The following is a 23,172-nucleotide window of genomic DNA, read 5'->3' on the forward strand; positions in this document are numbered from 1 at the left end:
AGAAATCAATAAATAACTAGGAGAATTCAGCCCACTGATCCCTCGAGTTTGAGGGCAAGCAACTTGTCGGCCTCAGCGGCAAATTCCATCGGCAGCTGGTTGAACACGTCGCGGCAGAAGCCACTCACCATCATCGAAACGGCCTCTTCAAAGCCAATACCCCGGCTTTGCAGGTAGAAGAGTTGGTCGGCGGAGATACGACAGGTGCTGGCCTCATGCTCCACCACGGCGTCGGGCTGCTGGGAGCGGATGTAGGGGTAGGTATTGGCTGCTGCCTGATCCCCGATCAACATCGAGTCGCATTGGCTGTAATTCTTAGCCCCAATCGCCTTGGCCCCCATCTGGACCAAACCGCGGTAGCTATTGGATGAGTGACCAGCACTGATTCCCTTGCTCACAATGGTGGAGCGGGTGCGGGCCCCGACATGGATCATTTTCGTGCCCGTGTCTGCCTGCTGGTAGTTGTTTGTAAGTGCGACAGAATAGAATTCTCCAACCGAGTCAGCTCCCTGCAAAACACAGCTGGGATATTTCCAGGTGATTGCCGAGCCCGTTTCCACCTGAGTCCAGCTGATCCGACTGCGATCACCACGGCACTGGCCGCGTTTAGTCACAAAATTATAGATACCGCCGACGCCGTTTTCATCGCCAGCATACCAATTTTGCACCGTGGAATACTTGATCGAAGCATCGTCTAGCACCACCAGCTCTACCACCGCCGCATGGAGCTGGTTGGTATCAAACATCGGGGCCGTGCATCCCTCGAGATAGCTCACGGAGGCACCTTCCTCAGCCACGATCAATGTGCGCTCGAACTGACCAGTGTCAGCGGAATTGATCCGAAAATAGGTAGATAGCTCCATCGGGCATTCCACACCCTTGGGAATGAAAACAAAAGAGCCATCACTAAACACGGCGGAATTTAGCGCCGCGAAATAATTGTCATTACCTGGCACCACCGACCCCAGGTATTTCTCCACCAGCTCGGGATGGTCCTTGACCGCCTCGCTGATTGAGCAGAAAATTACCCCATGTTCCGCCAACTTTTCCCTGTAGGTGGTGGCGATTGAGACGCTGTCAAAGACCGCATCCACAGCCACATTGGAGAGGCGCTTCTGTTCGCTGAGCGGGATACCCAGCTTCTCAAATGTTTCCAGCAGCTTGGGATCTACCTCGTCGAGGCTGGCCTTTTTTTCCTGCTGCTTGGGGGCGGCGTAGTAAATAATGTTTTGATAATCAATCCTGGGATGGCCCAGGGCTGCCCAGTCGGGCTCTGCCATCTGCAGCCACTGGCGGTATGCCCTCAAACGAAAGCGCAGCAGAAAATCCGGCTCATCTTTTTTGGACGAGATCAAACGGACCACGTCTTCACTGAGGCCCTTGGCAATCTTCTCGGTTTCAATATCTGTAACGAACCCGTGTTTATAGGGCTGCGAAACCAGATCGCTAACAGTTGCGGTGCTCATCTCGGTCAGCGGACTCAGCCGGCAGTAAGGGCCTTGACTTCATCGAGGGCAATCGACTGCTTGTCCCCGCGGAAGGGGTTGTCTTCGGTGAGGAAGAGCATGCAGTGGCATTCCTTGCGTTCTCGCATCGGCACGCAGGGGCAGTTCCAGAAAGCCTGGGAGACCTCTGCCTGCTTGTCTTCGTAGTGGCGACAAGGGCAAAGGGCCCCACCGAGCTCATCCTTGTTCTTGGCCAGACCCGCCAGCACCACGGCGGTGACGCCGGGATCACTGCAGAAGTAGGTGCCGGTGCGCTGGGCGTAGGTCTCAGCAAACTTGCGAATCACCTCCAGGCTGTCAGCTGCAGAGCTGGCAGCGGCAGGGCTGGCCGCAGAGTCGGACATGGCTCGAAAGTGGGTTGATGATCTGTGCGCGCTCGGGAAACGCGACCGAAAGAATGCCGGACGGCGATTTCAAAGCCCAGTTACGAAACATCTTCGTTTCGTTACCTAACGAGCCTAGGGCACGGGCCTGGAGACTGGGGGGCCCCAGTCTTCGTTGGGGCGTGGCATGGTGATGGAGTTCGGCGTCAGCCCTGAGCGCCAGCCCCCAAATGCCCCGCCAGCAAACCGACCCTGCTCCCACCAGAGAGGCTGCTCCCACCAGAGAAGCTGCCCTCACAGTGCTGGTGCGCCAGGGCGAAGCCACCGCCGGCGACCTGGCCGACCACTTGGCAGTTTCGGTGCAGGTGATGCGCCGTCACCTGCGCAGCCTCGAAGAAGACGGCCTGGTGGAGGCCAGTTCCGCCCAGGAAGGGCCGGGCAGACCAAGCAATCTCTGGCGTCTCACAGCCAAAGGCCAAGGCCAATTTGCCGATGGCAGCGACCATTTTGCCCTCGGACTGCTGCAGTCGATGGCAGGCAACCTGCCGGCGGAAATGCTCCATAACCTGCTTGAGCAACAGGCCCTTCAGCAGGCCGGCACCTACCGGGGAAGGATCGGCGAGGGGGCGCTCCCCCAACGGCTCGAGCGGCTGGTGGAGCTTCGTCGCCAGGAGGGATACCTGGCGGAGTGCAGCCCCGACCCCGAACACCCCGATGGCTGGCTGATCAGTGAATTTCACTGCTCGGTGATGCGCATAGCCGAGCAGTTTCCCTGCATCTGCGACCAGGAGCTGCAGCTGATCCGCCACACCTTTCCCGACTGCCAGGTTGACCGCGTGCAATGGCGCCTGGAGAAGGGCCACTCCTGCGGCTTCCGCCTGATTCCCAGCAGTGGCGGCTGACGGCCCCCTGAGCCCGGCCGAGCTAGCCGAGCTCGAATCCACCCTGCTGCCTGCCCTGGAGCGCCACCACCTGCGGCTGCTGGCCCACGGACTGCGCACCTTGCAGGCCATTGCCGCAGCCCACGGGGCCCAGCCTGGCAGCGGCGAGCTGCCGGATCGGTCGGCGATCCGCAGCTGGGCCGCAGACCAGCCCCCGATCGCCCAGGACAGGGCCTTCATCGAAGTTCTCAGCAGCCAACTGGAGTCGGCCGGTCGCCAACTGGAGCAGCTCGCAGCCGAATTGGGGCGGCCGCCCCTCAGCCTCGAGCTCAGAGACCTGATCGCCTGGGCCCGCAACCAGGCAAACCAACGCATTGCGATCATTTCTGCAGTCAACTTGCCCCCGTGAGCGACAACCGGCCCCTATCGATCCCCGATGCCCTCAGCTTTTTCCAGCTGAGCTGCGGTCGCTGGCGCTCCCAGCGCAGCAGCCACCACCTCCTGCACCGGCGGGCAGAGGCAGGCAGCTCCTTCATCGAGGTGGTGGAGATCGCCGCCGCAGATCCGCGCCTGATCGCCATCGCGGTGATGCATGGCGAAGACCCCTCCCGGCTCGTGGGCGGCTGCCGGGTCACCTGGAACGCCTCAATGGCCTGGGACAGGGCTGGTGAGGCCCACGACGGGGAAAGCTTGTTCGGCCTGATCCCCACCGATGGCCGCGGCCGGACCGGACTGCTGCTGCGCGACCGGGGCTATGCGGAAACCGCCGCGGTGGCTGGCCATTTCGCCATGGATGAACGGGATGGCCTGCTGCTCACCACCGGTTACGAGACCATGAACAGCCTGGAGCACTTCAGCTTCGCGGGGGCCGATGTGCGCCTGCGCACGAGCACGGTGGAGGGCCTCTCCAACACCGCTTCCTTCTGCGTCGAAACCAGGGTGCTGGAAGCCCAGGTCCCGAGCTCCGCAGGAGCAGCCGAGGCGGCCGCAACGGGGCCGACGCTCTCACCGCTGGGATGGTGACGAACGTTACGGACTGTGAGCCCTGCAAGAGCCATGCGAACCCCACTGCAGCCGCCCCAATACGATCCTGGTTGACGGATGCTGATGTCGTGTGGCCCTGCCCCTCCTGAAGTACGCGCCCACCACCCAGAACTCGCGGGTCAACCCGCTGCGGGTGGGCTCGGATGAGGACTCCAAAGCCGCGTCCATGGACAGGGCTATGGATCCCAAAGACCTAAATCTGCTCATTGAGTCTTGTTATCGGCAAATTTTCTTCTACGCCTTCAAGGTCGACCGCAACTTGACATTGGAGAGCCAGCTGCGCGACGGCCAAATGAGTGTGCGGGATTTCATTCGCTCCCTTTGTCTCTCAGACACATTCACGCGCAGCTTCTACAACCTGAACAGCAACTACCGAGTGGTGCGCCACCTGGTGGAAAAGCTTCTGGGTCGCCCCACCCACGGCAGGTCTGAAGAGATCGCCTGGGCAGCCGTGCTTATGACCCGCGGGGTAAGGGGCATGGTTGACGACATTCTCAACGGCCAGGAATACCTGGACGCCTTTGGCTACGACACCGTTCCCTACCACCGCAACCGCGTGGTGGGCTCCCGGGATCTGGGCGAAACCCCCTTCAACATCACCACTCCGCGCTACGAGGCCTACTACCGCGGCATCCTGGGCTTCCCCCAGATCGTCTACAGCGGCGGCATGAAAACCATCCCCGCCCGCTCCCGTCAGCGCCGGGGGGGCTTCCCCGAGGACTACCTGCCCTGGGTACGCAACCTGCCAGCCATGCGCAGCCAGGGCGGTGGCTCCGGCAACGCGAGCATCGATTACCTCGCCAAAGTTCCCTACCGCAGCATCGGTCGCTGAATCGGCCGGCACCACTGGCTTCATCAAGCCTGTAAGGCGGTCCAAGGGCCGCCTTTTTCAATGCCTTGCCAGGGCCCAGGCGTCAGTGGATGCTGACCGCCGGGCCGCAAGGCCGACCGTGGGCAAGAAACTCATCCAGATTGATCCCGAAAGAATTCTGTTGTTATGACCCAAGCTCTCGCTGCTATGGCTCGTATGACCCTGAGGCAGTTGCGTCAGGTGGCCAGCGGCCTCGGTGTGAGCCTTTACAGCCGTAAGTCCAAGGACGAGCTCCTGGCAGCCATCAACGACCGCCAAGACGAGGATCCGCCCAGCCTCGAGGCCATTGAGGACGAGCTCCCCCCCGCGCCCCGCCCGGGCTCGGTGACCACCAATGTGGTTTTTCTGCCGCGCGATCCCCAGTGGGCATACGTTTTTTGGGAAATCTCCCCGGCCGATCGCAACCAGGCTCAAGCCGGTGGCGCGTCCCAGCTCTGCCTGCGGGTTGCCGATGTAACCGGGCTGCCCATGGGATCTGCCCATCCCCACGCCCTGCAGGAAGTGGTGGTCGACAGCCATGCCACCGAGTGGTATTTGCCGGTGCCCCTGAGTGACCGTGACTACCGGGTGGAGCTTGGCTACCGCCTAGGCAATGGGGGCGGCTGGATCTCCCTGGCCTTCTCTTCAGTGGCCCGGGTGCCAGCCCTCCATCCCAGCGAGCAGATCCTCGACCAATTTGTGCCCTTTTCGCTAGAGACCTCTCCGGGCGTCAGCATGCCGGCGATTGCGGCGCCGAGCCCCGACTCCGGCCTGCATGAAAGGCTCTACCAAACCGCCACCTCCCGCTGGCGTCGCCTGGGCCGCGGCTCTGAAGCCTTCCACGAACTGGAGGAGGCCGGCATCGACACGAGCGAGCTCCACGCCTCAGGGGCCGGCATCTGGGCCAGTGGCCGCAACGACTCCGGCCGGGGCGGCGTGGGATCTCGCCAACGCTCCTTCTGGCTGGTGGCCGACGCCGAGCTGATCGTCTACGGGGCCACCGACCCCTCGGCACGGCTGTGCATCGGCGATCAGGAGGTTCCCCTCACTGCGGACGGCACCTTCCGGGTGCAGGTGCCCTTCCGTGACGGCCAACAGCTCTACCCGATCGAGGCGGTAGCCGCCGATGGCGAGCAGAAGCGCAACATCACCCTGGAATTCAACCGCACGACCCCTGAAGACAACAGCAATCCTGCAGACAAGGCCATAGGCGAATGGTTCTGAAGCGCATCGCCGTGGCCCTTACCCCCATGGCAGGGGCCGTGGCCTTCCCCCTGATCGTGCCTGTGGTGCTGATTCGGCTGGGACTGCCAGCCGCCATGCTCAGCGCCGTGTTGATTGGCACCGTCTGGTTTGTGGTCATGCTGCGCAGCGCTGAAATGCCCGGGCACCACTAGGCGCCCCGGGCTAAGAAACAAGCCTGAGCAACAAGCCTGAGAAACGGGCCTGTGGGAACCCTGGCTGCAGTCGCTTCTGAGCGCGATCAAACCCTTCAGCCCATCATTTGCACCGCTGGCCTGGGCCAGTTTGCTGGGGCTTGGCCTGGCCAGCTGCAGCGCCGAAGCCCAGCTGCTGGGAAAGCCCGCCAAGCACGCGCCCCTGCCCAAGGGCATCGAGCTGGTGTTCAACCACTCAGAAACCAGCCGCTACCGCAGCCCGATCACGGGCCAATGGCGCCAGGGCGACGACCTGGAGGCCTTTGTGCTCGCCAGCATCCAGCAGGCGAAGCGGGAGATTCTGGTGGCGGTGCAGGAGCTCTCGCTGCCGAAGGTGGCCGAAGCCCTGGTTGAGCGCCATCGCGAGGGGCTAACGGTGAAGGTGGTGCTGGAAAACACCTACAGCACCCCATGGTCTCAAGAGAATCCGATCGGTCTGGCGCCGCACAAGCGCAACCGGCACCACCAGCTCCAGGCGCTCGGCTGGGGCGATGCGGTGGCCATCCTGCAGCGGGCCGGTGTGCCCCTGATCGATGACACCGCCGATGGCAGCGCCGGCAGCGGTCTGATGCACCACAAATTCATGGTGGTGGATCGGGCAGTGGTGGTCACGGGGTCGGCCAATTTCACCCCCTCGTGCATCCATGGCGATCCCGGTGGCGATCCCAGTGGCGATCCGGGTAGCAATCGCAGTCGGGGCAACGTCAACCACCTGCTGCGGCTGCACAGCAGCGCCCTGGCATCGAGCTTCGTGGCCGAATTTGAACGGATGTGGGGTGACGGCCCAGGCGGCCAGAACGACAGCCGCTTTGGCCTGGCCAAAGGGGGTGGGGCGGCCCAGCGGGCGCTGGTGGGGCAGACCCCGGTCACGGTGCTGTTCGCTCCCCACCGCCGCAAGGATCCCAACCAGGGCTTAGGGCTGCTGGAAAAGTTGCTCCTGGGCACCCGCAAACAGCTGGATCTGGCCCTGTTCGTGCTCTCAGAGCAGGGCCTGGCCGATGCCATGGCCCGCCTGCAGGAGCGCGGCGTCAAGATCCGCCTGCTGGCCGACCCTGGCTTCGCCAACCGGGCCTTCAGCGAAGTGCTGGATCTGCTGGGCATCCAGTTGCCCGACCACCGCTGCGGCCTGGAGGCAGGCAACCGGCCCTGGCAAAAGCCCCTGGAGGGGGTTGGCACCCCGCGGCTGGCCAGCGGCGACAAGCTCCACCACAAGCTGGCGGTGATCGACAACCGCACCGTGATCACCGGTTCCTTCAACTGGAGCCCCAGCGCCGCCCACCAAAACGACGAAACCCTGCTGGTGTTTGACTCCCCCCAGCTCGCCGAACACTTCACCGCCGAAATCAACCGGCTCTGGAAGGGGGCCGAGCTGGGCCTTACCCCCCGGCTGCAGCGCAAAATCGAGCGCCAACGGCTGAGCTGCGGCAGCGGGGTGCAGCGGGGGATCCACCAGACGAACACCACCCAAGGGAAAACCACCCAGGTCAACACCACCGGTGGATGAGCTGACAGGCACAGGCCACCACATCTAGTGGCCCAACCCTATGCTTACTCGGTCAGTCTGGCCGCGCTTCAGCCATGGAGACCCTGCAAAAGACCGGAAGCCTCTTAAGAACCGGCAGCCTCTTAAAAACAGGAAGCCTGGTGAAGTCACTGGCCCAATCCCTGATCACCCCAGCCGAAGACACCGCCCCCGCAGCGCCGGTGGTCTACACCACGGCAATCCGTAGCACCGGCAGCCTGGGCGAATCCCTGGCCGGAATTTCTCTGCTGGCCACCCAGCTGGGCTTCACCCATGCCACCGAAACCCTCTATGCCGCCGACTGCCACAGCGCCGCCTTCCACGCCGACCACGCCATCCGGGCGGTGAGCCTGGCGGTGGAGTGCAATCCCCGCCAGCAAACCGTATCCCTGGCCGTGAGCGGTCTGGAAACCCAGGACACCTTCGACACCTTCCAGGCCGTGGCATCCGCCCTCTTCGGCGACTGTTGAACAGCAGGGCAGCTCCTAGGCTGGGAACTAGTTTTTCTCCCCAGGTTGAATGGATTCCCCGCAGGCCACTCGCTCTACATCAGCGACCCTGGATGCAATCCAGCTGATGCTGCGTGACCTGCACACCAGGCACGACGACATCCGCCACCGGGCGGCCTTCCGGGGCTGCACCACGGAGCTGCTGGCCGTGCAACAGGAGCTGGTCGACTACCTGCTCACTAAAAAAAGCCAGCTGACGGGCCATGTAGATCCGGTGAGCGGCGCCACCCGCAACTACAACTCCTTCGTTTGAACCGGCCTCGCACCCATCCCCAGGTGGTGGTGGTGGGTGGTGGGCCAGCCGGTGCCAGCCTGGCCCTGGTGCTGGCCCGATCAGGGCTGACCGTGACCCTGGTGGAAGCCCGCACAAGCCTGGTGCGCCAGTTTCGGGGGGAGGCCCTGATGCCCTCGGGGCTCGATGCCCTCAGCGCCATGGGGCTGGCCGAGCTGTTGCCTGCCCTGCCCCACCGCCCCCTGCAGGGCTGGCGCTTCATCGTCAACGGGCGGGAGCTGTTCAGCGCAGCCGAGCCCCTCGGTGGGGATCCCTGCCGCCCCTGCACCCTGGTGAGTCAGCAGGCCCTGCTTGAACTGCTGATCGAGCAGGCCCAGGCCTTCCCTGGCTTCGTCCTGGAGCGCGGCCAACCCGCCGTCGACCTGCACTGGCGCCAGGAGCGGGTGGTGGGGGTGCAACTGGGCGATGGCCGGAGCCTGGAGGCCGATCTGGTGCTGGCCTGTGATGGCCGGGCCTCCCTGTTGCGGCAGAAGGCCAAACTGAAGTTGATCGATGGAACCAGCCCGATCGATCTGCTCTGGTTTCAGCTGGCCTGCCCGGCCGGCTCACCCCTGCAGGGGAATTTCACCACCCTGGTCGGAGCGACCGGCGTGTTCAGCGCCTTTGAGAGCGCCGCCGGTGGCCTGCAACTGGGCTGGGTGCTGGCCGCCGGCGACCGCGCCCCCGCCCTGGGCCAACCGGAGTGGATCGAAAAGCTAGCCGGCCTCTGCTCGGGCGAGCTGGCGCTCTGGCTGCGCCAATGGGGAGCAGGCCTGAGCGAACCCACCAGATTGGCGGTGAAAGTTGCTCTGGCGGAGCGCTGGTGGCGACCCGGACTGCTGCTGCTGGGAGATGCGGCCCACCCGATGGGCCCCGTGCGCGCCCAGGGCATCAACATGGCTCTGCGCGATGCCTGCGTGGCCAGCGCCCGGCTGGTGCCCCTGCTCTGCGGGCAGACCATTGATGGGGGGCAGGCTCTCGATGGCACCCTCGCAGCCATCGAGGCCGAACGCAGGCCTGAAATCGAGGCCATCCAGGCCCTCCAGGCCTTGGAAGCCGCCCGGGGGGAACAGCTGCGCAGCCAGGCCTGGTTGCGCCGGGGGCTGGCCCTGGCGGCACCCCTGATCGGCCCAGCGATCGCCTCCCACTGGAGCCACCAGCAGCAGCCCCTGCGCCATGGCCTGAGCGCTCTGCCACAACCGCCATGATGGGAGCACAGCCGTGCACCTATGGCCGCCGATCGGATCGACCCAGTCTGCGCTCCCAGGCAGTCAGCCAAGCAGTCAGCCAAGCTCCTGCCGGGGCTGGGGGCCAGCCTGATGGGCCTGCTCCTGGCCATGCCCCTGCAGGCGGCCCCCAAGGATCCGCCCTATCCCACCCTGGATGAGCTGCGCGAGCTCCAGCTGCTCACCTTCACCTGCGGACGAGAGAACACGGCCGAAAGCTGCAATAAGGCCAGCGCCATGGCGGATCCCCTGATGGACCATCCCCGACTCGGGGCTAACTGTAAGGACGCCATCTGGACCATCCGGGAACGGGCCAAGCCCGCTGCCACCAACAGCTACGAGCGACGCGAGACCATCAACCGGGCTGGCCAGGACCTGATCCCCTTCTGCAAGCTGCAAAACCGCACTGTCGTGCCGAGCAAGAAGGAAGAAAAGCCCAAGGAGAAAAAGGGCTTCGGCCTGATTCAGGGCTCCTGAACCGGGCCCGGGTCGCGGGGATCAACGCTCTGGGGCCGTGGGCATCAGCTCGAGCACCTGGCGGGCTGTGCTTTCCATGAAGGCCAGCGACCAGCCCATCTGCACGACGGCCTGATCGGCCAGGGCGCAGAGTCCACCCCGCTGGCCGGCAGCCTCGCAACTGGCCGAAAGGCCCAGCAGGGCATTGGTGAGCTTGCCCCGCAGGCAGGTTTCCTTGCCCCGGCGATGGATCACCGCCTCCGCCGCCAGCAGGCTGCGCTGCAGGGCCTGATCCATGGGGATCGACCTGGCCCCACCCACAACCTTGCTGGGGCCAGCAGCCCCCGCGACTCCGGCCGGAGCGAGCACCAGCAGGCAGATCAGCAACCGGACTGCCCGGTTGGGAATAGGGCAGCGCCCGGAGGCACGAGTTGACACGACAACCGTTCTTTTCTGGACCCTAGCCAGCCCGGCCAGGGCCGCAGGCAAGGGCTAATTTGGTGCCCCCTGAGCCCCAGTGGGCTTGGCCGATGACCTGCAGCGGTTCCATGAACGTCCAGCACATCGCCCTCGCCCGGCCCTTCAGCGACCAGAAACCCGGCACCTCCGGCCTGCGCAAGAGCAGCAGGCAGTTTCAGGCTCCCCACTACCTCGAAAGCTTCATCGAAGCGAGCCTGCGGGTGCTGCCAGGTGTGGCGGGGGGCACCCTGGTGGTGGGTGGCGATGGTCGCTACGGAAACCGCCAGGCCATCGCCGTAATCGCCCGCATGGCCGCCGCCCATGGCGTGGCCAGGCTGATCACCACCACCGGCGGCATCCTCTCCACTCCCGCCGCCTCCCACCTGATTCGCCAGCACGGTGCCGTGGGTGGCGTGATCCTCTCGGCCAGCCACAACCCCGGCGGGCCCGACGGCGATTTCGGCGTCAAGATCAACGGCGCCAACGGCGGCCCCACACCTGAATCGATCACCGACGCCATCTACGCCGCCACCCAGACCCTCGACGGCTACCGAATCTGCGAAGGAGGCAGCGATCCCGACCTCTCGACACCTAGCCGCAGCAGCATCGGCGACCTGCAGGTGGATGTGATTGATGGCGTCGACGACTACGTGGCGCTGATGCAGCGACTCTTCGACTTCGACCAGATCGGCGATCTGCTGCGGGGCGACTTCCCGATGGCCTTCGACGCCATGCACGCGGTGACCGGCCCCTATGCCAGCCGCATCTTCGAAGGGGTGCTCGGAGCGCCCGCGGGCACCGTGCGCAACGGCATCCCCCTGGAGGATTTTGGCGGCGGCCACCCCGATCCCAACCTCACCTACGCCCACGACCTGGCCGAGCTGCTGCTGGGCAGCGACGCCTACCGCTTCGGTGCCGCCTGCGACGGCGACGGCGACCGCAACATGATCCTGGGGACCCGCTGCTTCGTGAACCCCAGCGACAGCCTGGCGGTGCTCACCGCCAACGCCACCCTTGCTCCGGGCTACGGCGATGGTCTAGCCGGCGTGGCCCGCTCGATGCCCACAAGCGCCGCCGCCGATGTGGTGGCCAAAGACCTGGGCCTGCCCTGCTTCGAAACCCCCACCGGCTGGAAGTTCTTCGGCAACCTGCTAGACGCTGGGCGGATCACCCTCTGCGGCGAGGAGAGCTTCGGCACCGGCTCCGATCACATCCGCGAGAAGGACGGCCTCTGGGCGGTGCTGTTCTGGCTGCAGATCCTGGCCAGGCGGCGGGAGCCGGTGAGCCAGATCATGGCCGAGCACTGGGCCCGCTTCGGCCGCCACTACTACTCCCGCCACGACTACGAGGCGATCGCCAGCGAGGCGGCCCACGGCCTCTACAACCGAGTGAAGGAGATGCAACCAGGGCTGGTGGGCCAGAGCTTCGCCGGCCGCAGGGTCGCCACCGCCGACGACTTCGCCTACACCGATCCGGTGGATGGCTCCCTCACCAGCGGCCAGGGCCTGCGCCTGCTGCTCGACGACGGCAGCCGCGTGGTGCTGCGCCTCTCGGGCACCGGCACCCAGGGCGCCACCCTGCGGGTGTACCTGGAGAGCTATGTGGCCCCAGGCGGCAACCTGGCCCAAGATCCCCAGGCCGCCCTGGGCGATCTGATCAGGGCCATCGACGCGCTGGCGGAAATCAAGACGCGCACCGGCATGGATCGCCCCACCGTGATCACCTGAGGCGATCAGCTGCCACCGGCAGCACCCACCAAACCCGCAGCACGCCGATCAGCAGCAGACCCGCGAACGTGATCAGCATGCCGTTCTGCTGACCCACGGTGCCGGAGAGATAGGCAACTGCCATGGCGCTCACGGCCGCCAGAGCGGTGCCGCCCACCAGCAGCTGCCGGGCGCGGGTGTTGACCGGCAGGGACACCCGCAGGCTGGAGAGGGCCACCAGGCCATACACCAGCAGAAAGCCGAGCACGGTGAACCCACCAAACAGGCCGAAGATCTGGTTGATGGTGAGATTGCGCTGCACCACCAGCGCCCCTCCGGCCACCAGGGGCAGACCAGCCGCGAGCAGGGCGCAAGACGGGGTGCCGAAGCGGGGATGCACCCGGGCCAGAGGGGCCGGCACCAGCTGCTGCTCGGCCAGGCCGAACAGCAGCCGGGCCAGGGCGGTGAGAACCCCGATGCAGGGGCCGAATAGACACAGCAGCGCACCCACCTTGATCCAAAGCCCCGCCCCGGGAATGCCCATACGATCTGCCAGGGCACTGAGCGGATCGAGGCCCTGACGGGCCGCCGCCGGCAGCCAGGCCAGCCCCTCCGGCAGGAATGCTCCCCAGACCACGAACAGCCCGCCGGCGATCAGCACGGCGGTGCGGATGCTGCGCGGCACTGCCCGCTCCGGCTGGAGCGCCTCGCTACCGAGGTTTGCGGCGCTCTCAAAGCCGATGAAGCTGAGCACCGCCACCATCAATCCGGAGCGCACTTGAGCAGCGGTGTCGTTCAGGGGATTGATGGCCGCCAGATCCGGGGCACCCCAGCCCTGCCGTACCACCGCCGCAGTGAGGCTGAGGATTATCAGGGCCGAGAGGCTCTCGGTGACCATCATCGTGCGAGTGGAGAGCTGCACGTCGCGGCGGGCCAGCTCCAAACAACCCAGGGCCCCGATCAAATAGGCCAGCAGCCGCGGCGCCTGCAGGCCCAGATGCAGGGCCAGCTGGTCGAGGAAGAATCCAAAGAACACCAGACAGCCCAGCAGCGTGGCGCCATAGCCCAGCAGCAGGGCCCAGCTGGCCACCGCACCTGTGCGCGGGCCCAGCCCAGCGCTCACATAGCCGGCAATGCCGTTGGGGCTGCCGGGCAGCTGGCGGAACAGCACCAGGGTTTCGCCCACCAGCAGCACCACCACAAGGGCCAGGGCATAACTGATCCAGGTGGCGGAGCCGGCAGTGCGCATCGCCTCAGGGATGTTGAACACCGCCGTGAGCGTGAGCCCCACCGTGCCGATGGCCTGGGCCGTCACCGCCACAGGGCCCAAACAGCGTCGCAGCAAAGCTCAGCCCTCCGAATCGCTGGCCCGGGCGATGCCTGCCAGCTGACGCATCGTTTCACCCCAGGCGCCGCACCAGCCGCAACCAGCACCACCACCAGGGCCCGCTCCAGCGAAGGTTGGGCCATGGCATTGCCGGCATGGGCGGCGGCGCGGCGCCCCAGCACCAGCAGCAGCGCCGCCAGAACCGCCAACACCACGGCGGCCAGCAGCACCCGACGTCGATCCAGCTGACTCTGGCGCGGCGGCTGGTATCCGGGCGGATGGGGCAGGGGCATCAGGAAGCAGGGATGGAGGGATTGCTGGCACTGGCCGGGAACCAGCTTGCCTCCAGCCGTTTCATCAACACATAGAAGGCCGGCACCACGAACAGGCTCATCGCCGTGGCCACCAGCAGCCCACCGAAGATCACCGAGCCGATCGAGCGCTGGCTCATGGCGCCGGCACCACTTGCCACCACCAGCGGGAAGAAGCCGGAAAGAGCTGCTGAGGCAGTCATTAGAATCGGCCGCAGGCGCGACTGGGCCGCCCCCATCGCCGCCTTCACGTCCGACAGGCCCGCCTCCATGCGCTGGTTGGCCAGGTCCACGATCAGGATTCCGTTCTTGGCCGCCAGGCCGATCAAGGTCACCAGACCCACCTGGGCGTAGACATTGTTCACCTGCTTGTTGAGCACCAGGAACAGCAGTGCCCCCAGGATCGCCAGCGGCACCGTCATCAGGATCACGAGCGGATCGATGTAGCTGCCGTACTGGGCCGAGAGCACCAGATACACCACCACCAGGCCCAGGGCAAACACCAGCGCCGCCAGGGAACCGGCCGCCACTTCCGAGCGGCTCAGGGCCGACCAGTCCATGCCGATGTTGGTGAAGTTAAGCCGCTGGAAGGTAGCGGTGAGCGCATCGATGGCCTGGCCGGTGCTCTTACCGATCGCCTCAAAGCCCTGAATCAGCACCGTGCGGTTGAGATCGAAGTGGCTGATGATCGACGGAGCACTGTCCAGCCGCACCGTCACCAGGTTCATCAGCGGGATCTGGGCCCCACCGGCGGCGGGAACGTAGAGATTCTCCAGGCTGTCGATGGTTTCGCGCCTACTGCCCTCGGCCTGCACATACACCTGGCGGTACTGTCCGTTCTCGTAGGTCTGATTCACGAACGCCCCACCGTTAACCGCCCCTAGGACCTTCATCGCCGTGCCGAAATCCACCTGCAGCGAAGCCATACGGTCGCGGTCGGGCTCGATTCGCCACACCGGGGCATCACTCACAAACTGAGTGTAAAGGTTATAAAAGAAGCCGCTGGCCTTGGCCTTGTCGATCAGCTGGTTAGCCATGACTAACAGATCGGTGGGACTGTATCCGCCATTACTTAGGTCGTTGAACTGAAATGAGAGCCCGCCCTGGGCGCTGAAGCCCGGCACTGCTGCCGGCTGCTGGGCCATCACCTTGGCTCCCTCGATCTTCTGGAACTGGTGGTTGAGCCGCTGCACCACCGCCCGGGCTGATTGATCAGCAGAGCTGCGCTCCTCGATCGGCTTTAACCCGAAAAAGAACAGGCCCTGATTGAGAGCACCGCCGTTGAAACCGGCGCCGCCGATCAACTCGCCGCTCACGATTTCAGGCTCCTGCGCCAGGATCTGGCGGGCCTGATCGGCCACCTTCATCGTCTGCTCCAGCGAAGCCTGGGGAGGCAGCTGGATGATGCCCAGGCCGTAGCCCTGATCTTCGGTGGGCACGAAGCCGGAGGGGATGGCAATAAAGGCCACACCGGTGAGAACCACCCCGCCCAGCACGGCGCTCACTAGAAGCCGTCGGCCTCGAATGGCCCGCTCCAGCAGCCGCCCATAGGCGGCTGCCATGCGATCGAACTGGGTGTTAAACCCAGAGAAGATCGGCTTGAGGTAGGTGCCCACCAGCGCCCCCAGAGCGCCGAACAACAACAGCCACAACCAGCCGCCGAAGAGATAGCCGTAGGCAGCGCCGAAGGCCCCACCAATCAACGTCCAGCCACGGCCGGTGGGGTTGGTCTTGCCGCCACCCAGCAGCAGGGCCGACTGCAACGGCTTGCCGCTGATGGCGTTAAAGGTGCTCACCAGGATCGAGAACACGATCGTAAGGGCGAACTGGCGGTAAATCACTCCGGTGGCGCCGGGGAAAAAGGTGACGGGAATGAACACCGCCAGCAAAACGAGGGCCGTGGCGAGGATCGCGCCCGTCAGCTCTTTCATCGCATTGGAGGCCGCAGCGAAGGGCTTATCGCCTGCCTCGATACGGGCCTCTACCGCCTCCACCACAACGATGGCGTCGTCCACCACCAGGCCGGTGGCCAGGATCACCCCCAGCAGGGTGAGTTCGTTGATCGAAAAGCCAAACGCCTTGACGAAGATCATCGCCCCCAGCAGCGCAATTGGCAGGGCCAGGGCCGGCACCATCGTGGCCTTCCAATCCTGCAGGAACAGGAAGATGATCAGTAACACCAGCACCACGGCATCGCGCAGCGCATCCAGCGCTCCAAAGATCGAAGCATTGATGAAATCGGTCTGGTCGAACACCTTCTCCAGCTTCACGCCCGGCGGCAGGGTGCTGCGGAACTGCGTTAGCACCTGGTCAACCGCCTCGGCGGTGGTGATCGCGTTGCTGCCTGGCAGCTGGATCACCCCGAAGCCCACGCAGGGGTGGCCAGTGATGAGGTTGATCGCCGCCTGGTTGAAGTTCTGAAAGGCATACTCCGCCCGGCCCACATCACGGAGCCGGATCAGGCTGCCATCGGGGCCGCTGTCGCTGACCATGCCAGAGGGGCCGCGGCTAAGCACCAGGTTTTCGAACTCCTCCACCGTGCGCAGGTTGCCCTGCACCAGCACCGGCAGGTTGGTGGGATTGTTGGCAGATGCCGGCGGGCCGCCGATGCTGCCGCCCACCACGATCTGGTTCTGGGAGCGCAGGGCGTTCTCCACATCCAGGATCGTGAGGTTGAAGCGGCTGAGCTTGGCCGGATCCACCCAAAGTTTATAGGCGGGGTTACTAGCGCCGAACACCGTCACCTGGCCCACACCCTCGGCCCGGCTGAGCGGATAGGCGAGGTTGAGCTGATAGAGGCCGTTGAGGTATTCGCGGCTGAACTGCCCTTCTGTAGATGTGAGGTTGTACACCAGCAGATAGCTGGTGGCCGTCTGCTGCACCGTCACTCCCTGGGAGTTCACCTGCTCAGGCAGCTGGGCCGAGGCGGTCTGCACCCGGTTCAGCACATTCACCTGATCTATATCGGCATCGGTGCCGGCCTTGAACACCACATTGATCTGGCTAACGCCCTGGCTTGTGCTGTTGGAGCTGATGTAATCCATCCCCGGAGCGCCATTTATCTGCTCCTCGAGCGGGCCGGTTACGGCACTTTCCACCGTGAGCGCATCGGCCCCGGGCAGGTTGGCCGTCACCTGGATAGTGGGCGGCGCGATATTCGGCAGGTTCTCGATCGGCAGCAGCGGCAGCGAGATCACCCCGGCCATCAGGATCAGGATGCTGCACACGGTGCTGAGCACCGGCCGGCGGATGAAGGTGTCAGAAAGGCTCATCGCCGCGGGATCACCATGCCGCTGCGCAGCTGGGCCAGATTGCCCAGAACCACTGCATCGCTTGAGCTAAGCCCTTTGATAACGGCGAAGCGACCGCCCTGCAAGCTGCCTAAGGTCACGGGCGTCTGCACCGCCACCAGGGCACCTGCCGAGGGGGCCGGTGTGATCGGTGCGCCGATCAGGCGCTGGGCTTCAGCGGGCTGCACCGCCCGGAACACAAACGTCTGCCCCGCCTGCAGCAGCACCGCAGCCTGGGGAATCGCCAGCTTCTGCTCACGGCCGAATCGCAGGCTGGCCTGCACGCGCTGCTGATCGCGCAGGGCGCCATCGGAATTCTCGAAGGTGGCCTTCACCAGCAGCGTCTGGGTACGCCGATCGAGCGACGGGGCGATAAATGTCACCTTGCCGATCGCCTTCAGCGCCGGCTTGTCGGGCGCCTGCAGCTCCACCGGCATGCCGAGCCGTACGCGATAGGCCAGCTCGCCGGGCACATCCAACCTCACCCAGAGGCTGCGATTGTCGACAATGTTGGTGATGGTTTCGCCCTGGCGCACCACCGCCCCCAGCTTGTGCTGAATGTCACCCACCATGCCGGCGATAGGTGCCTTCACATCCTTGTAGGCCAGCGTGGCTGAGCTCGCCCTCACTTTCTCATCACTGGAGATGGCTTGGGTGACATAGGCATCGCGTTGCTTGGTTGAGACGGCGCCCTGCTCATTGAGGAAGATGTAGCGCTCGGCATTGAAACGATCCTTACGGGCCTCCGCCGCATCGGCAGCCAGACTGGCCTGCTGCTGAATCTGATCGAGCCGGAACAGCAGCTCCCCCGGCCGCACCATCTGGCCCTCGCGCATCGACATCGCCACAATGCGGCCATCGATCTCAGCGGCCAGGGGCACGTTGGCTATCGATTCAAGGGTGCTCTGGTAGGTGGCCTGATCGGTGAAGGCCTGGGGAGCCGGACTGGTCAGAGAAAAGGTGGACTGTGGTGGCGGCGGTGGTGGCTTGACGCAGCCGACAAGGGTGGCCAAAAGCGCCGGAAACGCCAGCATCGGCCCCAGGGAAGCAGAAGGCCTGGGCTGCACTGAATGGCGCACGATGGGTTTCAAAACCAGCCCAACCTAGGGACGGCAATCAGCTGGGTCAAGCAAAGGTATCCGCTCGTAGAAGGAGCCCTACTCAAACGGGCGCCATAGGGAAGCTCAATTTAGGGTGTTAATCGCCCTAGCCAGAATCACAATGAATACGGTGATCATGGCGAGGCTGTGCAAACTGTGCAGCACCTTGATCTGTCGACCCACTAGCAGGTGGCCCTCCGGCGGGCCAAAGCAGTTGCTGCATAGAATTGTGAAGTAGGCATAATCCATGAACTCAGGCTGCCAACGATCCGTCAGCAACACATCGCGCTCCAGTGTTTCTTCTGGAAACACGATGCCGTAGGGGGTGGTCAACGCGGCTGGCCCCGACTGCTCCCATAAAATGCCCTGGCGCCGGGGAGGTTTATCGATAAACCAATACCAGAACAGGAAGATCAGGCTGATGCCGAGATAGAGCATCAAGGCATCCATCAGCAACGTGTAGGAGGACAGATTCAGCCTGTAGATAGCGATATTCTCGGAGAGCAGATTGGTCGCGGCCATGCCGGAGGCAAGCCACACCAGGGATGCCAGTTGCCATCGGCTCGGCGCCAGTCCCCGGCGGAATTCTGGGAGCACGCGCACCAGCAGCAGCCACCAGAATGCCACCAGCAATGCCGCAAACACCAACAACAAACCGCGCTGAATTACACCAATTAGCCAAGGAGCACTCTGATGGGCACGCAGCACATGCTCGAGGATGCGCAGCCGCAGCCCCAGGTTGAGAATCACCGCCGCCACCAGAGCGATCAAATACGGTCGCGGCGAACCTTTGTATGCCATCTCCTGGGGACCCTTCGCATCAACCAAACTGAATAAGCGCAGATGGAGGGATCAAACCTAGTCGCAGCGAACAATCAGCTCAAGCAGCTTGACTCGCCAAGCTGGCTGCGTCCCTTGGCGTGGTCTAGATGCTGCGGTAACCCATGGCGACCCAGGCCTCTGGCTCTTCCCTCGAGCTAGATATCTTCAGCCACTGGGGCCATCAGACTAAAGGGGTTGCAGACAGCTGATGCGCAACCCCCTCGCCCACCGTCTAGATGGCCTGGCCGAGGCCTGGAACGAAGCCGAGATCACCCGCCCCTCCCTCGACCGCTGGATCGAGCAGTTCGACGCCGGCGATCAGCCGATCGCCCTGCGGCTGCTGGAGTGCATGCAGATGCACGGCTGGGCGCGGCTGATCCGCGAGTGCCGGCTGCTGCACGAACGCCTTTGCGTCGATCTGGCCGAGGACGGCTTCGATGTGGATCGCTGCAGCAACATCGACTTCACGCGCGCCTTCGTGTGCAAGAGCGGCGATCTGATCTCCTATCTCTATCGCAAGGCCAATCGCCTGCCGGTGACCTGCTTTCACAACATCGAAGGCCTGCAGGCCAATCCGCCTGCGCCCAATCAACGCCGGGCCCTAGTAATCCTCGACGACTACATCGGCACCGGCTCCCAGTTCCTGTTCACCTTCGTGGCCCGCAGCGCCGCCAACCGCGCCCTGCTGCAGAGCTACGCGCGGGTGCGGCTGGCAGCGATCGTCGTCCACGACGACGCCCGCCACAAATGGAAGCTGCTGCAGCGCCGCGACGTGGAGCAGGTGATGGCGATCGAGGAGCAGCAACTCACCTGCGTTGACTTCGCGCCCGAACGCCAGGTCCTGACCACCGCCCTCTCCAGCCTCGACTGGCGCCGCGCCGGCCTGGTGGCGACCGGCCGCGACTTCGCCGTGATCGCCCATCCGCAGCTCAGCCCTGATGAGCGGCAACAGCTGCGCGCCTTTCTGCACAGGCAGCAGCAGGCGGCGGGCGCGGGCACCACCGAATTCCTGCTCGGGCACCACTCCTTCTTCTATGGCGCCCCCAACGCCCTGGCGCGGGTGCTATTGCCGCTGTTCAAGCGGATTGAGGATTTCAGCGTGCACCCGCGAGAGTCGCAGGTGGGCCTGCCGGCCGATCTGCTCGACTACGACATCGATAACCCCGAACCGGTGACGCTGCACCACCCCCGGGAGTGATCAGTTACACGGCGATGGCCGCAGCGAAATCCAGGCCGAGATTGAGCAGTGGCTGAATCGGGTGTGCGACACCTTCAACATCCCCCCGAAGGATGCTGGCGCGGCAGCAGGGCGCCTCGGCTGGTCAGGTGGTGTCGCATCTGCTGCGCCCAACGTCACCCCTGCATCTGAGCTTGCTCGCCAGAGCACTCGAACCCGCCGCAGTGATCTGGGGGCGTTTCGGCCTTGACGTGCCGGTCAACCTGGGCCTCACGGCGACGGCTGGGCGACGATGCTGGAGGCAAAAGCACCGGAGGCGTGCATGGCCGTGGGACAACCATCGCCCGGCACCTTGCTGCCGGTGGCCCTGGTGCAGCTGCAGCCCGGGGCGGACCCCGCCACCAACCGGCACGCCGCCGAAGCCTGGCTGAAGCAGGCGCTGCAACCTCCGGCCGGAACCCCCAACCCGAAGCTGCTGATGCTGCCGGAGATCTGGAATGCCCCCTATGCGGCTGCCCGCTTCGCGGACTACGCCGAGCCGGTGCCGGAGCCCGGCAGCCTGCTGCTGGAGGGCCCGTCCGCGTCGCTGGCGATGGTGGCGCAGTTGGCGCGGCGCCATGGCGTGAGCGTGATCGCCGGCTCGATCCCCGAGCGCGGTGCCGACGGCCGCCTGCTGGCCAAGCACCGCAAGCTGCATCTGTTCGATGTGGATGTGCCCGGCGGCATCCGCTTCCGCGAATCCGACAGCCTCACGGGCGGCGACCGGCTGACGGTGCTGGACGGGGCCGGCGACCCGCTGGCCACCGGCCTGGCGGAACCGCCGGGACTCGGACTGCTGATCTGTTACGACATCCGCTTTCCGGAGCTGGCCCTGCTGATGCAGCAGCAGCTGGGCGTCGCCGTGATCGCCTGCCCCGCCGCCTTCAACACCACCACGGGCCCGCGCCACTGGCACCTGCTGATGCGCGCCCGCGCCGTGGACACCCAGTGCTTCGTGCTGGCCTGCTCCAGCGCCAGGCCCGAGGACGGCGAGGGCTATCCCAGCTACGGCCATTCCCTGGTGGTGGATCCCTGGGGAACGGTGGTTGCCGAGGCGGGCAGCGGGGAACAGGTGCTGCATGCCCAGCTGGATCTGGAACAGCTGGCCCTGGCCCGCCGGGCAATCCCCACCAGCCAGCAGCGCCGCCGCGATCTTTATCGGCTCACGGCCCGTGGGCGCCGCTTCTGAACGCTGGAACCGACCTGCTCTGTGGGGCATTTGGCCAGGACTGCGGTCCGGGGAGTTCAAGGTTCCGCTGGTTCCGCCTGGGTGCACCCCCCGCGGCCTGGGCTATCAGTTTCAGCGGCTGCCGGCGGCAGTGAGCTGATCGCGTTTGAGGTGCAGATAGAGCTGCTCGGGCTCGCGGTACTGGCGGGGCAGGCAGTGGTTGAGGATCTCCAACTTCTGCCAGCAGACCGTGCGGCGGGCCTTGTTGATCGTGACGCCATCTCGCACCAGGATGCGCATCGCCTTGCAATAGAGGGGGTACTGGGCTTCCAGTTCCCCAAGGCTCAAACCATCGCTAGCCATCCCATCTCCGGGAAGGGTGCTTGCCCATCCAAAGCTGGGCGAGCCTGGATCGAAGGCCGCCCTTACAAGCCTTCACAGATCTGATGCCAGCGGCCGCGTGCAGCTGCTTGCTTTGTTTGCGTCCACTGACTAATTGTCATGCTTTCCTGGTCAAGACGTCTGGCAGGGAGGCCAGCCCTCGCGGCACCAGAGGCCCCAAAATGCCTGCTGCCGTAACGAATTGACCAGTCCTAACGGGAGCTGGAGCGATCCCGGCGAGATCCCCATCTGCTGACAGAGCGGGCCCTGACAGAGGCAATCCTGCGATTCTTAAGGAATGTAAAGCAACGGCGTCATGGCCTCTCCGTCCTCCAATCCTTCCCTTTTCACCAAGACGGTGGCCCAGCTGCGTGAGCTGGCCCGCGGCCTCGGCGTTCGGAGGTACACCCGCCTCGCCAAGGAGGAACTGGTGGAGGCACTTGCCCAGGCCGATCCCGCTGAGGCAAGCAGCGCGGTGTCTGTCTCAAAGGCCCCGAGCCAGGTGACCTTCCTGCCCCGCGACCCCCAGTGGGCCTACGTGTTCTGGTCGATCAGCACCACCGACCGCGAGCGTGCCGCCGCCGCCGGAGCCCAACAACTGGCTCTGCGGGTGGCCGATGTCACCGGCCTGCCCCTGGGTGCCAGCCACCCCCACGCCCTGCAGGAGCTGGTGGTGCCGGCCCAGGCCACAGAGTGGTACCTGCCGGTACCGCTCAGCGATCGGGACTACCGCGTCGAGCTCGGCTACCGCCTCGGCGGCGGCGGCTGGCTGCCGCTGGCGGTGTCGTCAGTGGCGCGGGTGCCGGCCGAGGGTCCCAGTGCCGTGGTGGCGGATCTCTTTGTGCCGTTCTCGCTGGAGGGGCCGATCGGAGTGGCCAGCCAGCCCGTGGGCGGCAGTGGCGGGGTGGAGCACGAAAGGCTGTATCAGCTGGCCAGTGCCGGCAGTGCCCGCAGTCGCCGCATCGGTTCGGAGGTGCTGCATGAGCACGACTTCCTCCAGGATCAGGGCGATCTGCTCCACGCCTCGGGCGCTGGTGTGTGGGCCAGCGGCCGCAGCGAATCGGGCAGCGGCCTGCTACGCCAGCGCTCCTTCTGGCTGGTGGCCGATGCCGAGCTGATCGTGTACGGCGCCACCGAACCGAGCGCCAGCCTTTTCATCTGCGAGGAGCAGATCCCCCTTGAGGCCGATGGCACCTTCCGGGTGCAGGTGCCCTTCCGCGATGGGCAGCAGCTCTATCCGATCCGCGCCGTCGCCGCCGATGGCGAACAGGAACGCGCGATCCGGATGGAGTTCCAGCGCCGTACTCCCGAGGCGCGGGTGAACAGCCGGGAAGGGGCCCAGCTGGCCTGGTTCTGAACATCAACCCAG

General features: G+C 65.0%; 24 protein-coding genes. 15 read left to right on the forward strand and 9 right to left on the reverse strand.

Annotation, left to right across the window (positions count from 1 at the left end):
• Positions 1-26: 26 nt before the first annotated feature.
• Positions 27-1,466 carry a Fe-S cluster assembly protein SufB gene (sufB, locus tag H8F27_RS04615; RefSeq protein ID WP_197151603.1) on the reverse strand — a complete coding sequence of 480 codons (1,440 nt, stop codon included), beginning with the start codon at positions 1,464-1,466 and terminating at the stop codon, positions 27-29.
• Between the two features lie 14 nt (positions 1,467-1,480).
• The gene (locus tag H8F27_RS04620; protein ID WP_197151604.1) at positions 1,481-1,849 is read right to left on the reverse strand and encodes a ferredoxin-thioredoxin reductase catalytic domain-containing protein; all 369 of its coding nucleotides are present in this window, start codon (positions 1,847-1,849) and stop codon (positions 1,481-1,483) included.
• A gap of 209 nt (positions 1,850-2,058) precedes the next feature.
• Between H8F27_RS04620 and sufR the strand changes: the two genes are divergently transcribed.
• The 11 genes from sufR (at position 2,059) to H8F27_RS04675 (ending at position 10,044) form a co-directional block, all read left to right on the forward strand.
• Complete coding sequence (gene sufR / locus H8F27_RS04625; RefSeq protein ID WP_197151611.1) at positions 2,059-2,730, forward strand: iron-sulfur cluster biosynthesis transcriptional regulator SufR; 672 nt, start codon at positions 2,059-2,061, stop codon at positions 2,728-2,730.
• On the forward strand, positions 2,720-3,118 hold the full coding sequence (locus tag H8F27_RS04630) for a hypothetical protein (RefSeq protein WP_197151613.1): 399 nt from the start codon (positions 2,720-2,722) through the stop codon (positions 3,116-3,118). Before sufR ends, H8F27_RS04630 begins: the two co-directional genes overlap by 11 nt.
• Positions 3,115-3,732, forward strand: a complete 618-nt coding sequence (locus H8F27_RS04635) for a phycobiliprotein lyase (RefSeq protein WP_197151615.1) — start codon at positions 3,115-3,117, stop codon at positions 3,730-3,732. Before H8F27_RS04630 ends, H8F27_RS04635 begins: the two co-directional genes overlap by 4 nt.
• 91 nt (positions 3,733-3,823) lie before the next feature.
• A complete protein-coding gene (locus H8F27_RS04640) occupies positions 3,824-4,585 on the forward strand; it encodes a phycobilisome rod-core linker polypeptide (protein ID WP_197151617.1) in 762 nt (253 codons plus the stop codon).
• A 165-nt stretch (positions 4,586-4,750) separates the two neighbouring features.
• Complete coding sequence (locus H8F27_RS04645) at positions 4,751-5,827, forward strand: DUF4912 domain-containing protein (protein WP_197151619.1); 1,077 nt, start codon at positions 4,751-4,753, stop codon at positions 5,825-5,827.
• Positions 5,818-6,000 carry a hypothetical protein gene (locus H8F27_RS04650; protein WP_197151621.1) on the forward strand — a complete coding sequence of 61 codons (183 nt, stop codon included), beginning with the start codon at positions 5,818-5,820 and terminating at the stop codon, positions 5,998-6,000. The genes H8F27_RS04645 and H8F27_RS04650 overlap by 10 nt, the downstream gene beginning before the upstream one ends.
• 130 nt (positions 6,001-6,130) lie before the next feature.
• Positions 6,131-7,543: a phosphatidylserine/phosphatidylglycerophosphate/cardiolipin synthase family protein gene (locus tag H8F27_RS04655; protein ID WP_197151627.1), complete on the forward strand. Its 1,413-nt coding sequence runs from the start codon at positions 6,131-6,133 to the stop codon at positions 7,541-7,543.
• A 74-nt stretch (positions 7,544-7,617) separates the two neighbouring features.
• Complete coding sequence (locus tag H8F27_RS04660) at positions 7,618-8,031, forward strand: hypothetical protein (RefSeq protein WP_197151629.1); 414 nt, start codon at positions 7,618-7,620, stop codon at positions 8,029-8,031.
• Between the two features lie 49 nt (positions 8,032-8,080).
• Positions 8,081-8,323: a hypothetical protein gene (locus tag H8F27_RS04665; protein WP_197151631.1), complete on the forward strand. Its 243-nt coding sequence runs from the start codon at positions 8,081-8,083 to the stop codon at positions 8,321-8,323.
• The gene (locus tag H8F27_RS04670; protein WP_197151633.1) at positions 8,320-9,549 is read left to right on the forward strand and encodes an FAD-dependent oxidoreductase; all 1,230 of its coding nucleotides are present in this window, start codon (positions 8,320-8,322) and stop codon (positions 9,547-9,549) included. Before H8F27_RS04665 ends, H8F27_RS04670 begins: the two co-directional genes overlap by 4 nt.
• A 111-nt stretch (positions 9,550-9,660) precedes the next feature.
• The gene (locus H8F27_RS04675) at positions 9,661-10,044 is read left to right on the forward strand and encodes a hypothetical protein (RefSeq protein ID WP_197151635.1); all 384 of its coding nucleotides are present in this window, start codon (positions 9,661-9,663) and stop codon (positions 10,042-10,044) included.
• A gap of 21 nt (positions 10,045-10,065) precedes the next feature.
• On the opposite strand, the gene H8F27_RS04680 is transcribed toward H8F27_RS04675, so the two are convergent.
• A complete protein-coding gene (locus tag H8F27_RS04680; RefSeq protein ID WP_231596517.1) occupies positions 10,066-10,461 on the reverse strand; it encodes a hypothetical protein in 396 nt (131 codons plus the stop codon).
• Positions 10,462-10,571: 110 nt separating this feature from the next.
• Here H8F27_RS04680 and H8F27_RS04685 point away from each other — a divergent pair, with 110 nt between their 5' ends.
• On the forward strand, positions 10,572-12,209 hold the full coding sequence (locus H8F27_RS04685; protein ID WP_231596518.1) for an alpha-D-glucose phosphate-specific phosphoglucomutase: 1,638 nt from the start codon (positions 10,572-10,574) through the stop codon (positions 12,207-12,209).
• On the opposite strand, the gene H8F27_RS04690 is transcribed toward H8F27_RS04685, so the two are convergent.
• The 5 genes from H8F27_RS04690 to H8F27_RS04710 all read right to left on the reverse strand — a co-directional run bounded on the left by H8F27_RS04690 (position 12,202) and on the right by H8F27_RS04710 (position 19,017).
• The gene (locus tag H8F27_RS04690) at positions 12,202-13,509 is read right to left on the reverse strand and encodes an APC family permease (RefSeq protein WP_231596638.1); all 1,308 of its coding nucleotides are present in this window, start codon (positions 13,507-13,509) and stop codon (positions 12,202-12,204) included. The genes H8F27_RS04685 and H8F27_RS04690 overlap by 8 nt on opposite strands.
• A complete protein-coding gene (locus H8F27_RS04695) occupies positions 13,500-13,808 on the reverse strand; it encodes a hypothetical protein (protein ID WP_197151639.1) in 309 nt (102 codons plus the stop codon). The genes H8F27_RS04690 and H8F27_RS04695 overlap by 10 nt, the downstream gene beginning before the upstream one ends.
• The gene (locus H8F27_RS04700; RefSeq protein WP_197151641.1) at positions 13,808-17,098 is read right to left on the reverse strand and encodes an efflux RND transporter permease subunit; all 3,291 of its coding nucleotides are present in this window, start codon (positions 17,096-17,098) and stop codon (positions 13,808-13,810) included. The genes H8F27_RS04695 and H8F27_RS04700 overlap by 1 nt, the downstream gene beginning before the upstream one ends.
• The gene (locus tag H8F27_RS04705; RefSeq protein WP_197151643.1) at positions 17,095-18,150 is read right to left on the reverse strand and encodes an efflux RND transporter periplasmic adaptor subunit; all 1,056 of its coding nucleotides are present in this window, start codon (positions 18,148-18,150) and stop codon (positions 17,095-17,097) included. Before H8F27_RS04705 ends, H8F27_RS04700 begins: the two co-directional genes overlap by 4 nt.
• Before the next feature lie 150 nt (positions 18,151-18,300).
• On the reverse strand, positions 18,301-19,017 hold the full coding sequence (locus tag H8F27_RS04710; RefSeq protein ID WP_197151644.1) for a hypothetical protein: 717 nt from the start codon (positions 19,015-19,017) through the stop codon (positions 18,301-18,303).
• A 229-nt stretch (positions 19,018-19,246) separates the two neighbouring features.
• Here H8F27_RS04710 and H8F27_RS04715 point away from each other — a divergent pair, with 229 nt between their 5' ends.
• Complete coding sequence (locus H8F27_RS04715) at positions 19,247-20,236, forward strand: hypothetical protein (RefSeq protein ID WP_197151646.1); 990 nt, start codon at positions 19,247-19,249, stop codon at positions 20,234-20,236.
• Between the two features lie 271 nt (positions 20,237-20,507).
• Positions 20,508-21,443, forward strand: a complete 936-nt coding sequence (locus H8F27_RS04720; protein ID WP_231596519.1) for a carbon-nitrogen hydrolase family protein — start codon at positions 20,508-20,510, stop codon at positions 21,441-21,443.
• 111 nt (positions 21,444-21,554) lie between these two features.
• Here the strand turns inward: H8F27_RS04720 and H8F27_RS04725 are convergent, their stop codons facing one another.
• Positions 21,555-21,785: a DUF3136 domain-containing protein gene (locus H8F27_RS04725; RefSeq protein ID WP_197151650.1), complete on the reverse strand. Its 231-nt coding sequence runs from the start codon at positions 21,783-21,785 to the stop codon at positions 21,555-21,557.
• A 334-nt stretch (positions 21,786-22,119) separates the two neighbouring features.
• On the opposite strand from H8F27_RS04725, the gene H8F27_RS04730 reads away from it, so the two are divergent.
• Positions 22,120-23,160, forward strand: coding sequence for a DUF4912 domain-containing protein (locus H8F27_RS04730; protein ID WP_197151652.1), 1,041 nt, complete (start codon positions 22,120-22,122; stop codon positions 23,158-23,160).
• The last annotated feature ends 12 nt before the right edge of the window (positions 23,161-23,172 follow it).

It is taken from the genome of Synechococcus sp. CBW1108, assembly GCF_015840335.1.
GTDB lineage: Bacteria > Cyanobacteriota > Cyanobacteriia > PCC-6307 > Cyanobiaceae > Cyanobium_A.